Genomic DNA, 14470 nt, shown 5'->3' with positions numbered 1-14470 from the left:
TAAAAATATTTTCCGATGTATAAAATATACCAAAAGTCAGTTTTGGGAATTTCTGTATTCTTTTTCATGTCGGTATTTTCACAAGAAAAGCAAGATGCCAATAATCGATTAATAGAAGATCAAAAGAATTTCCAGTTACAGATTATAAATAAAGAGAATAAACAGAAACAGGAAGTAGAGCGTTTAAAATCTTTAGGATTTCCGGAATTTATTGAAAAAGATGGAAATAATAAGCAATTAGTTGGTTCTGATGAAAATGGCAGACCATTATACTATACGACATTGAATGCCGGAGCGGCACAAATGACAAAAGCTAATACATTATATGCTGGAGGAAGTGCTGGATTAGACATTTCAGGACAAAATATGATAATAGGCCAATGGGATTATTCAAAGCCAAGAGTTACACATGAATTGCTTTCCGGAAAGATTACTTATGATTCTTCTCAAAATCAAACTATAACAAGGCACAGTACGAACATTGCAGGAACAATGGTTGGAAGTAATGGAGACGCAAATGCAAGAGGAATTGCATTTAATGCTAAACTTCATGCATATGATTGGGTAAATGATGTATCTGAAATGCTTAATGAAGCTTATTCCCCAAATAATCCAACGGGTATTTTAGTTGCCAATAATAGTTATGGTTTCGATCCTTTATATCTTCAAACCTATCAATTTGGAAAATATAATTCTACAGCACAGAACTGGGATAACCTAATGTATTTAAAACCATATTTACAAATTGTTAAGGCTGCGGGAAATTCCAGAGAAATAGATCCTGCTCTTGTTCCTCAGGTAACTGCGAAGGGAGGATATGATTTACTTGAAGGAGCGGGAATTGCTAAAAATGTTTTGGTTGTGGCTTCTGCTAAAAAAAATCTTAATATGAATTCTGATGAAGATTTTGATATTTCTTCATTCAGCAGTTATGGTCCAACTGACGACGGAAGGATAAAGCCAGATCTATGCGCACCTGGAGAGACTATATATTCATCTATTGAGACTTATGACTCCGCATACGGAACTTATAAAGGAACTTCATCAGCGACTGCTGTAGTTTCTGGTATTATAACGTTATTACAGCAATATTATAAATCTGTGAGTCCTTCTCAAAGCTATATGCAATCTTCTACAGTTCGTGCTCTGTTGGCTCATACAGCCAATGATAAGGGAACAGAAGGACCAGATTATATTTACGGATGGGGAATGGCAGATGCGAAAAGAGCAGTTGCTGCTATACATGATAATATTGAAGGAATTATTGGGGATTATAAAAAATCTACATTAATCAAAGAGATTTCTCTTAATCAGGGAAATAAATATACTTTGTATGTAGTTCCTCTGGATGTTAGCCAGCCTTTATCCGCCACTATATCATGGACTGATCCTCAAGGAAATCTTGTGAGCAATACTGTAGATCTTTCTACCCCTAATTTAGTTAATGATCTTGATCTTAAAATTGTTAAAGTAAATTCAAATGGTACAGAGACTGTTTATTACCCTTGGAAATTAGGAGGAATGAATAATCTTACGGCAGCAGCGACTAAAAATTCCACGAATAATGTAGATACAATTGAGAGAGTAGATATTAAAAATCCTACTAAGGACACTTACAAAATTATTGTGTCTCCAAAAACAAACACAACACCATTACTTCCAAATGGTGTTCAGAATTTTTCTATTGTTGTTTCTAATGTAGATTTTTGTTATAAAGAAGATTTAAAAATACTTACAAGTCCGGTTGATGACATTACAACTCCACAAACTATCTGGGCAAAGCAGATCGTAGCAAGTAATAAAATTATTGCTCCTGTACAAAATGTTGAATATCTGGCTTCAAAAGATATTACATTGAAAGTTGGTTTTCATGCAGAAAATGCTTCAGGCTTTCATGCACTCATTACTCCTTGTTTTGATATGATTTCAGCATTCAGATATGTTGCACAAAAAAGAGTTTCGGATCAGAATATTCTTCCTGAAACTATAAAAAGCGAAAGTAATTTTACAATCTTTCCGAATCCTACAAAGGATGAAGCTCATATAAAATTCAGATTGGAAAACTCATCAGCAGTAAAAATATCCATATATGATGCTTCCGGAAAAATTATTCTAAATAACCAAAGTAGTGAAGCGTTTCCAAAAGGCGAATATTTACGAACAATTGATGTGAGTGATTATCCTTCCGGGATTTATACGGTTAGTTTAGAATGTAGTGACTTTAAAGAAACTAAAAAGCTTATTAAAAAATAAATCTTTGAGAATCGGATGTGCCGTTATTTAGTGCGATAAAAATATTTTAGACGATTCTCAGCGATTACAAATTTTCAAAATTTGAGATAAACACTTATGATGAAAAAAATACTTTTCTTTTTTCATATCCTTTTGCTGGATATGTGTTTTGCCCAGTCTCCTGGCGGTGTTTCGGGAGTGAGTGTTTGGTTTAAAGCTAATTCTGCACAAACTCCTGCATTAACTTATCAGGATTATAGTGGGAATCAGAATGAAATTAAAGCGATATCTACTCAGAACCAACCTAATTATACATTATTTAATTATAATGAAAGTTTGGATTTTGACGGGGTAGATGATTATCTGAAATTTCCATATTTGATGGAGACTATGGATAAGACTACTTTCTTTACAGCGTATCAAAATCAAAATACATCCACGGAAACAGCTATGTTTTCTTCAGAAAAGTCTTACGAGAAGGAAATATATTTCAGCACAAAAAATATTTTCCGGTATAACAATGAACAGATTAACTATATCAATACCAGTACTATTGATGATCTTCCTTCATTCAGTATGTATACAAGATTCGGAATTCCCTCAGAAAAGATTCATTCTGTTATAGGTACGACGGGAATATCTTCTATGTACGTAGGAAAAGATATAAGAAGTACCGGCTGGCAAAATTTTAAAGGTAAACTTCCTGAATTTTTCATATACCGTAAAATTCTTACTCAAAATGAAAGAAATCGTGTAAATTCTTATCTGGCTGTAAAATATGCAGTTACAATGCCTTATACTGAATATTATAGTTCAAAAAGTAAAAAGATATGGAAGCAGGATGACTTTACTAATTACTCTGCAAACATTGCAGGAATTGCCAGAGATAAGTATTCAGGTTTATATCAGAAACAGGCAACGAGTTCTTCAGAAAATAAGCGGCTTATTATTGCGGCTAAAAAATTAGCTGTAGATAACAAGAGCAATGATGCAGATTTTCCAGATCAAAGTTTTCTTATATGGGGAGATAATAAAGAGCAATTATTGTTAGATACTCCTACTTCCGGATATCAGTTGTTTAAAAGAAAATGGAAAACCAGATTTTCTACAGAGACTTCTCAGACCATTCCGACTGAAGTGGTTTTTTCTGTTAAAAATATACTTACTATACCTGCAGATAAAAAGTTATGGTTATTTATTGATAAAACCGGACAGGGAAATTTTAATTCTGCCAACGTAGAAGTATTTCCTATGGATTATGTAGATGCAGATCAAAATGTTCATTTTAATAATATCACCTTTGATCAGGATTTATCAGGAACAGATGTTTTCACTTTTGCTTTAGGAAATAAAATATTATCAATTAATGAACTTCAGCAGCCTACTTGTACACAGAAGAAGGGAACATTAAATATAAATATTAAAGGAGGTAAAGCTCCATACCATATTCAATTAACGGGTAACGGTATTAATCAGAATTTTAATGTTTCTACATCCCAGTTATCTTTCCCCGACTTGGTAATCGGAAACTATCATCTTATCATTACGGATGCGGATGGGAATATAATTAATGAAGATTTTACAGTCAATGATTTTAACTCGATCAATTTAGATTTAGGACCTGATGTGATAATAAGTTCCGGAGGATCTGCTCATTTCGATGCAAGTACCCAGATCTCGAATCCGAATGCTACTTATCAATGGACATCAGATAATGGATTTAGCAGCTCTTCCGCTAATATTACAGTGTATGAACCTGGAGTTTATACGGTAACAGTGAATACACCAGATGGCTGTACAAAAAAAGATACAGTAAAAGTAACTCGTAAAAGAGAAAACGGAATTGTATTATACCCAAATCCAGTGCCTAAAGGTCAGGTGTTTACCATAAGAATTATATCAGATATAAAAGAGAATGTAGATATCAAAATCTATGATGCTTCGGGAAGGCTTGTAAAGACCATACAGGATAATGGAAAAGACTATTATGAAATTAAAGATACGCTTTTAGTAGAGGGAGCTTATGTAATTGTTGTGAAAACGACTTCTGAATTAAAAGTATTTAAGCTCATCGTCACCAATTAGCCGCTAATAAACAATCTCTTATAGATAAAAAAGGAATTAAACAAAAACTAATTGCCTGAAATTCTTTCAACAGTTTACAGGTAATCATTTTGTAGTAGAAAAGCATATACACAAATGAGAAATTCGATATTAAGTAGATTAAGAGAAAATCCTAAAATTGTAAAAGTTCTGGTTTTTCTTACTTCATGGACACAAGTTCATGCTTACGCAAATACAGCGTACTTAAATAAGCCCAAAGAAACTTTACCGGGTGCAGATTTTCATTATTCAACTGTTGTTCAAAATGACGGCAGCTTTTTGAAGAATACTGAAAAAACTTCAGCAACCGATAAGACTTTAGAAAATACTATTTCTTATCCAAATGAGAAAAATATTGATTCTGAAGATATCCTTAATCGATCAGGAAATGGAAATAAAAAGTTGATTAGCGGACAAAAAGCTTTTATTAATCAGCCGGTATCAGGGTTGTATATTTCTGATATAAAAGAAGGAATTATAGGAAAAGATTCCGAACATCCGATAGATCAGATATATGATAACATATTTAATGTTACAGTAAATGAAAAAATCAGATCTGAAAAACAATATAGCTTGGAATATGATCTTTATGGATTAAAAGATTATAAGCAGGTAAGCAAAGTTATCAATGATGAATTGGCTGTAGGAGGTCAAAACTTGGAAAAAACAACATTTTGGACACACCAAACAGAGCCGGTAAAAGCAACGGCTGTTAAAGAAGGCAAAAATATTATTGTATTTACAATTCCTAATTCTTCCGATTACAGCTACAAAATCAGAAATCTTCGTATAGTTGCTTCGGATAAAAAGAGTACTCCTTCAGAATTTGCGAATTCATATGTGGGGCAAACCAATTCTAAATATATAAATGCTCAAAGCCAGACAGAAGAATTAAGTTTAAATTCAGCTACCTTAAAAATAGAAGGAAGTTCTGTGAAAAATACTGCAGTATATTCCATTACTGCTCTCAGAGATATTGATATGCCTGCTCTTACTCCTGAAATGGTAAATGTAACGGCAGATCATTTCGGATATAGATTTTTACCTCACGGAGAGAATTTTTCGGTGCCGGCAAAAGTATCCATTGGATATGATAAATCTAAAATACCGGCAGGATATACCGAACAGGATATCAAAACCTTTTATTTTGATCTTACTCAGAAAAAATGGATTCCTTTAGAGAAAGCCGAAAGAGATTCTCTTCAAAAAAGTGGCAATGTTATTGTATCTAAAACAACCCATTTTACGGATATGGTAAACGGGATCATTAAAGTTCCCGAATCTCCGGAAACAGGAAGCTATGCTCCTAATTCCATAAAAGACATTAAAGCTGCTAATCCAACAGAAGGAATAGTTTCTATTGCACCACCTACCGCGAACAATATGGGAGCTGTTAATACAAGTTTTCCAATTAAACTACCAGCAGGAAGAGGCGGAATGCAGCCATCGTTATCCGTAAATTACAGCAGCGAAGGCGGTAATGGCTGGTTAGGATTAGGCTGGGATCTTTCTATTCCATCGATTTCCATTGATACACGATGGGGAGTTCCTACTTATGACCAAAACTTTGAAACTGAGATTTATACTTTGGGGGGAGAGCAATTAACCTTTAAAGTAGGAGATAATTATGTTTTGCCTAACAGAAATGAGGGTTTTGAGAAAAGCAGGTCTGCAAACTTGGAGCCGGATAATACAAAAAGATTTTATCCGAGAATAGAAGGTGGATACAGTAAAATCATACGTCACGGAAACTCTCCTAAAGAATATTGGTGGGAGGTAATTTCCAAAAATGGAACGAGAAGTATTTTTGGAAATGATGGAACTGCCAATAACCCGCAACAGTATTATTTAAAAGATGCACAAGAAAATATAGGACATTGGGCATTGTATAAAACCATAGATACCAATGGAAATTACGTGGTGTATACATATGATAAATTTCCATATACTTCTACCGAAAATGTAATAGGTAAAGGAGGTATAGAGTATTATATAAAAAATATAGAATATACTAAAAATGATTCTAACCCTTCACTAAAAAAATATTTCATAAATTTTGAATATGATTCCCAGAGACAGGATGTACAAGTGAATGCTCGTTTAGGATTTGTGCAGGTTATGTCTAAAAAGCTAAAAAATATTGTAATTCTTTATGGTACAGATAAGGTAAGAAGTTATGATTTTGGTTACAAAGAAGGAGCTTTTAAAAAATCTCTGTTAGAAACTATTACGGAGAAAGATGCAAATGATCAGGTTTTTTATGCTAATAGATTGGAGTATTTTAATAATATTGAAACTTCGCAGTATTATAGTGAAACAATTATCGATGCGGTTACTAATGATGCAGGAATAAATAGTTCATCTCTACTAGGACATGGCGACTCTAAAAATACAACGATTGGAGGTGCTCTTACATTTGGAATTGCATTAGCTGGAGATAAAACAGGATATAATCCACTAATCAAAAATGCAACTGTGGGTGGGGATTACCAATATAGTGAGGGAGAAGGAGGAGGAAGACTTTCTATGACAGATATTGACGGTGACGGACTCCCTGATAAGATTTTAAAAACGGATTGGAATTATCCAGATACTGTATTTAAATATAGAAAGAAGGGACCGGATATGAGCTCTTTTGGTAGTACTCTTTTTACACCGGAAAATTCCAAATCATTTTCTTATTCAAAAAACTTTACTAATAGTTTTGGGATTCAAGCAACAGCAAGTGATATGGTTTTCGCATCAGCATCATCTGGAACCTCTAAAACTAAAGATTTTACATATAATTATTTTACAGATACTAATAATGATGGTATTCAGGATATAGTTAGTAATGGTCAGGTCTATTTTGGTAGAATAGACAATGGAGTTTTAAAATATACAACAGATGTTTCACTTACACCAAATCCTATTAATAAGGGAGCTGCTATAAGTGCTCCAAGTATCGATTGTAATGATATTTTGGAAGATTATAAAAATTCCCCCCTTCATGATGTTGTGAAAGTGTGGAAAGCTCCATATGATGGATACATTAAAATTATTGGATCTTTTAAATTAAAGAATTTATCAAGTACTGATGGTGTTAAAATAAGTCTGCAGCATTACAAGCTTCAAGCTAATAATTCTTCTTTTATTGTTCCGATGACAGTACTAAATTCAGCGAATAGTGTTTACACAATTAATCAACCGTCAATAGAAGTTAAGCAAGGAGATTATTTTTATTTTAGAGTAAATTCAATAGATAATGGAAACAATGATATAGTTGAATTGCCAGTAAATATGGAGTATATATATGCACCTTTGGCTAATATATATTATTTATACAATGATTCTTCCGAAACGCCATTGCGTCAGTTTAATAATACAAACCTTGTAAGTAATAAAAATGGAATTGGGATTCCTTTCAATGTAAATACAGGCTCAATTACAGGAACTTTTGTTAAACCAATAACCGTAAGAGATATTAATATTGACATCCTGAGAAAACAGACCAATGGAACCGTGAACGTAATTGGAAACTTGCAATATCCTTATAATAATAGTGGAAATAATTCTATTCTTTTTAATACAGGAGCGCTAACAGAAGGAGATATTATATATTTTCAGGTAAAATCGAATGTTAATGAACAATGGGAAAATTTAATTTTTAATAATCTAAAACTTACGATAAATTATAATGGGGATAACATCGAATTTCCAATCATTCCAGATTATCAGTTCTATAATTTAAAGACAAATAATCCTACCACTTTTAAACCTCATTTTGCTCCCCCAACAAATAGCACAAATTACGGACTTTATGCAAAATTATATAACAAGCCGTCAGGAAAGTATACTTTTATAGTAAGATCAAGAACTACAGGAACAGGCAATTTTAGCTCGCCACAGATTACAACAATAAATTGGACGGGTACTATGAGTTCAATTCAAGCCCTTGCAATTCACCAATCGATTACGCAAGGTAATGAATATTATGTAGAATGCTATTCAGATGTAACCTCAGATGAGGGATTAGATAGTAGTGCACCCAATATAGAAGTCGAATTGCGAGAGCCAGTATATTTTAATACTTCTGCTCCTACAGTATTTGCAACTTACGGGATTAATGTATACGGAAAAGATAAGGATAATATTTATCAAACAGGTTCTTCAACCAATCTTTCAAAAGATGATGGAAGGTTTGGAGCTATGTATAGAAACTGGGGACAATTTATTTATCATGGAGGATATGGCAATTTGCCAACTTCTTGTAGTCAGTTACAAAATCAATTGATCGATTATGGAAGTCTGTCAATTGATCCTATGAAATTAATCCCACCAATTAATCCCAATGATTCTACTCCTTTGAACGAAAGGGTATTCATAATGATGAATGCTTATAATGGAAAAGATGTAAACGATCAGGCAAATCAAGACTATATCCAAAAGCATATCGGATTGAGTAAAACTACATATGTTAAAGGTTTAGATATCTCTACTTCAAGACTTGGAATGAATGATATGAGTATTCTTACACAAGGATCTCCAATTAATACCTCAGGAGTTTTCAATGCACCTATTAAACAATCAAAAACTACAAATTCTAATGGGGGAGTAGGTGCAGGAGTGGGTCCATTGGTATTAAATACAACAACATCTAGTGGTAAAACTATTAATATATTGGATTATTTTGATATGAATGGAGATGGTTATCCAGATGTATTAAATGGGAATTCTGTACAGTTTACCAATATGATTGGTATGCTGTCTGCAACATCTTTACAAGGATCTAATGATAATCCCCATAGAACAGATCATGAAAATAATGGATTTGGAATGGGACAAAACTATCCGTTATCAGGAAAATCAAATGAATCAAATAATAAAAAAGCAGAGAAAGCAGCAGAAGCTGGAATAAATTTTTCTGCGGGACAATCTTCAGGCAATGATACTTCAACATACAGCTATATTGATGTAAATGGAGATGGCTTATTAGATAAGGTGAATAAAGGAGGTCAAGTTCAGCTTAATTTAGGGTATTCTTTTGCCGCGCCTGAAAACGTCTCTTTTAATGATTTTAGAAATGGTGATACCAACTCTTCCAATATAGGAGTAGGAGCATCTATTGGTGGTACTATAACCAGTAATTTACCTAAAGGCATAAGCCTGTTTAATGCAAGTATATCTTTTGGAGCTGGAAAATCAGAAACTATAAATAACCAAAAAACATCATTGTTGGATATAAACAATGATGGATTAGCTGATCTTGTAAGTAGTTCAGGAGGGAATATAAGTGTTTTACTTAATACAGGGAATAAATTTATTTCTATACCATGGAATGCTTCTTCTGCCATTTCAAAAGATATTTCACGAGGATTTAATTTTAATATTGGATTTACGGCATCTGTTTTGATCCCTATTGGTACAACGGGAAACTCTCTTAAAATTTCTATTAATCCAAGTACTAGTTTCGGTGAAGGAGATAGTAATGTACAACATCAAATAGCAGACATTAATGGCGACGGGTTTCCAGATTTACTAAAGTCACAAATAGATAACAATGGTAACTTCAACAATGATGCAGCTATTGTGAAATATTCTAGTATCGGCACCACCAACCTCCTTCGCAAAGTAACTACACCATCCGGAGGAAGCTGGGAAGTGGAATATGAGAGAGTTGGTAATACGTACGATATGCCACAAAGCAAATATGTATTAAAAACGGTTACTACCAATGATGGATTTACCGGAGATAATGCATTCAGCCCTGATGTTTCAAAAGTTACCATTCAGTATGCAAATCCTTATCACAGCAGAAGAGAACGTACTTTCTATGGTTTTGAAAAAGTTACGGTTAATCAGATTGACACAAAACAGGGAGGAATTTCCTCAAATGTGATTTACAGAAAAACCATCCAGACTTTTAATAACTCGAATTACTATCTAAAAGGAAACTTACTGAATGAAAAACTTTTAGATGCTGGTGACAAGATCTGGACTGAGAAAAATAATAATTACAGTATCAGAAGTATTCATGAATATACAGAAAATGTAAATGGTAACCCTGTTTTACATGGATTTAATATTGATGAAACTGTTCTGACAAAAGAAAATGAAAAAACAGCTAATAAATATGCTTATTTTGTTGCGCTTAAGAATACAGATTCTAAATTTTATGAAGGAACAGGGGTTGCAAAAAAATCAACAAAAACAATAATAGATGAATATGATCAATGGGGAAATATCAAATTAGTTTCCGATTTTGGGGATTTCGATATCAGTGGATCAACACAGGTGTTAGGATCGGATGGGATCATATCTGAAGTTACTTACGAAGAAGTTGCTCCTGGGAAATATGTCATTGCTCCTAGAACAGTAAAAAATACTGCAACTGGCGTTACACGTGAAAAAAGAGCAGATTACAACTATTTAACAGGTGATCTGAAGAAAATGGTGATCAAAAATCAAGGAGTAGATTACTCTGTGTATGAGTTTGAATATGATGTATATGGAAATATCACAAAATCTACAGGTCCTGCAAACAGTGCAAACCAAAGATTTTTCCATCTGTATACGTATGACGACAATGTGAAGACCTATCCTGTAAAAGTTCAGGACGCATTTGGATACACCAGCAAAACGCAGTACGATTTCCGTTTTGGTGTACCTACGCTTACGGAAGACATGAATTTGCAGCCAATGAAGTTTGCGTATGATGCAAAAGCAAGAACTACCGAAATTACAGGACCGTATGAAATGTTCAATAATATTCCTTGGACAATAAAGTTTGAATATAACCCTATTACCGATGCTCCGCTTAATGCTACCAATGCACAGTCTTACGCCATAACAAAACATTATGATCCGGAATATACTGACAGTACCATTAATACCATCACCATTGCGGACGGTTTTGGTAAAGCTATTCAGGTGAAGAAAACGGGTGATATTTATAATGATGGAGTTAAATATATTGTTGCCGGAAAAGTAGAATCAGACGCTTTCGGAAGAGCGTTAAAAACATACTATCCTACAACAGAAAACCTAGGAAGTGGAAACACCTTGTACAATGCTTCTGTGGACACTACTGAGCCAACAATTAATCAGTATGATGTATTGGATAGAGTAGTGTATACAAAACTACCGGGAGAAAACCTGTTTTCAACCATAGAATATGGCTTTGCTGATGATGTACAGGGAAGACAGATGTTTGCAACCACCTTTAAAGATGAACTGGGAAGCATTAAAAAGTCTTATACAGATATCAAAGGCAGAACAACTTCTGTCTGGGAAGTTTCGAACACCGGAGATATTAAAACAAAATTCACGCATGATGCGATCGGACAGATTCTTCAGGTGGAAGATGTGGCAGGAAATATCACGACGTCACAATATGACGATTTAGGAAGAAGAATTTCATACAAGCATCCTGATAGTGGCATTACCACTTATAAGTATGATCCGGCAGGAAATATGAATTCAAAAACCAATGCTGCCAATGAAATTGTTAATTACAAGTATGATTATACAAGGCTGAAAGAAGTAAACTATCCTGTTTATCCTGAAAATAATGTAAAATATTATTACGGAGCTGCAATGGATGCATCTGCCATGGATAATAATGCAGTGGGAAGACTTTGGTATCAGACAGATGCTACAGGAACGCAATATCTGAAATACGGAAGACTGGGAGAACTTACCTACCAACGCCGTTCTGTTGCCGTTCCGGATGCCGGAGTATATTGGTTTGGAACATCTTGGGAATATGACACATGGAACCGTGTGAAAAAAATCACCTATCCGGATGGAGAAGAAGTGAAATACACCTACAATAAGGCAGGTAATCTTTTCAAGATGAACTCTGTAAAAGATGGTTTCAGCAGAGACATTATAAAGAATCTGGGGTATGATAAATTTGAGCAGAGAGTTTATCTTCAGTATGGAAATGGTACGGAAACAACCTATGAATACGAAACCAACCGTAGAAGACTGCTTAAAATGTATGCTAAAAACAGCAACAGATACTTTATGCAGAACATTTACCAATATGATGTGGTATCTAATGTAATGCAGGTACACAACAATGCACCTGTGGTACAGGGATTATTAGGAGGAGGAACCAACTATGCCTATGGATATGATGATCTGTACCGTCTTACGTCTTCATCAGGGAACTGGAGAGGGATTAAAATGAAGGAAACTTATGATTCTCAGGGTAATATTATTTACGTTCCTACAGAAGAGAGACACCGTTTCACCGTAGGGATGACGTATGATAATATGCATAATATCATGAGCAAAACGCAAAAGCATGAGTGGGTAGAAGGTACTACTTCTAACAACTGGGCTACTGTTGAACCGACTTCCTACCGTCTGAACTATAAATATCAGGATCCTTCGCATCCGCATGCGCCATCCAGAATTATAGATGAACCGAATGTTGTCCCGAATGCTACATGCTGTAATCCGGACGATCCGGGAGTAAAATTCCAGGATTATCAATATGATCCTAAAGGAAACCCTACGAAGATCCTGCAGCAGACGTGTACCAATCAGGAAGAAAAAGCGGTGTATCTGTGGGACGAAGAAAACCGTTTACGATTTGTAGATACCAATCCTACAACACCGGAAGCAGATGGGGCGGCAATTTATACCTATGATGCAGGAGGAGAGCGTATTATAAAAGATGTTCTGTTTAAAGGAAAAATAGGAAAATACAATAGCGACCATATAGAAGTAAGTGGCGAAACCATTCATGAAGCATCGATATATCCAAGCGGATTGATTACACTTAAGCTTACCTATGATCTTCAGAACGGAATGTTACAGGAGCCAAGCTACACCAAGCATTATTTTGCAGGAAGCCAGAGAATACAGTCTAAAAACGGAAACAGCGGAAATGTAGGAGCATTTGACTGTGCATGGCTTATCATCCCGTTTGGAGGAACAACACCGCCAATTAATCCTGTGAATGTTTCTAACCAGATCTTGCAGACGGCTACCCAAAGCAATCTGGTGATTATGCAGACCAATAACCTTACTCCGCCAGTAAATTATGGGCAGAATGGAGGATATACCGGAAATTGCGTATCTTCGTATGCAAGTAATGTTGAGGAGAAGGAAATCTATTGGTTCCATCCCGATCATTTGGGCAGCAGTTCTTTCATTACCGGATTAGATGGCGAAGTAACCCAGAATATGGAGTATTTCCCAAGTGGAGAAATCTTCGTGGAAAACCATTATAAGGATGACTTAAACAGCCAATACAAGTTTAATGGTAAGGAAATGGATGGCGAAACAGGATATTATTACTATGGAGCAAGATATTATAATCCGAGAGTTTCTCTTTGGTTGAATGTGGATCCGCTAGCAGAGAAGTATCCTTACATTTCACCATATAATTATTGTAATAGTAATCCTGTTAAATATGTTGATCCAAACGGAAAAGATTGGTATGTGAATTCTGAAACAGGTCATTTTAAATGGTTTGATGGTAGTGAAAATGTACCGGGGTATTCACATTTAGATGGGAGTGGAGAAAGCAATATTCCTATTTTACAAAAGACGACAGATGGGCATCCATCTTGGGGTGTTATATTAAACCCTGATGGAACTGTTACAGATTGGATAAATCGTGACAATATAGCGATGGATGGGCGGACATTCAAAACTCCAGATGGAATATATTATACTTCAGGAAGCAGAGAAACTAGAATAGAGTATGAACACAAAACTTGGAGAACAGTAGCAGATGTATTGGAATGGACGAGTATTGCTTTAGATGTTGCAGGAGCAACTACGGCAATACCAACAGCTGGAGCGGGTGGAACACTCTTGTTGGCTGGAGAAGTTATTGGGTATGTCTCTACGGGAATGAATGTAGTAATGGATATAAGGGAGGAAAAATATGGTTCCGCCACAGCGAGAACTGCGCTTTTTGTTCTTACATTTGGTTTAGGAAATGGTATAAATAAACTAACAACAAAACCTAGTGAGAAAACGGCGGGGGTTATAGCAAAAACGGCAAATGATAAAGCACTTGATACTGCGAGAGGTTTAGAGGTTGAACGAGTGAGACAAGAAGAAGCAAAAAAGCAACGAGCTTTAGAAGTGGCAAGGTTAAAAGAATCGATCAGATTAGAAAACTCAAAATAAT

3 protein-coding genes are annotated in these 14470 nt (G+C 34.9%); all 3 read left to right on the top strand.

All coding sequences use genetic code 11. The features are described 5' to 3' along the window. The first annotated feature begins 15 nt into the window (after window positions 1-15). The 3 genes from KKI44_RS11195 (at window position 16) to KKI44_RS11185 (ending at window position 14469) form a co-directional block, all read left to right on the top strand. Window positions 16-2253 (top strand): S8 family serine peptidase, encoded by a 2238-nt coding sequence (locus tag KKI44_RS11195; RefSeq protein WP_214591049.1) that lies wholly within the window; start codon window positions 16-18, stop codon window positions 2251-2253. 99 nt (window positions 2254-2352) lie between these two features. Further along, a complete protein-coding gene (locus tag KKI44_RS11190; protein WP_214591048.1) occupies window positions 2353-4317 on the top strand; it encodes a T9SS type A sorting domain-containing protein in 1965 nt (654 codons plus the stop codon). Between the two features lie 114 nt (window positions 4318-4431). Further along, window positions 4432-14469 carry a SpvB/TcaC N-terminal domain-containing protein gene (locus tag KKI44_RS11185; RefSeq protein ID WP_214591047.1) on the top strand — a complete coding sequence of 3346 codons (10038 nt, stop codon included), beginning with the start codon at window positions 4432-4434 and terminating at the stop codon, window positions 14467-14469. Window position 14470 lies beyond the last annotated feature (1 nt).

The sequence above is a fragment of the Chryseobacterium sp. ZHDP1 genome (assembly GCF_018603435.1).
Lineage (GTDB): Bacteria > Bacteroidota > Bacteroidia > Flavobacteriales > Weeksellaceae > Chryseobacterium > Chryseobacterium indicum.
The sequence above is the reverse complement of the archived record's forward strand: the minus strand, read 5'-3'. Positions and strand labels throughout refer to the sequence as shown.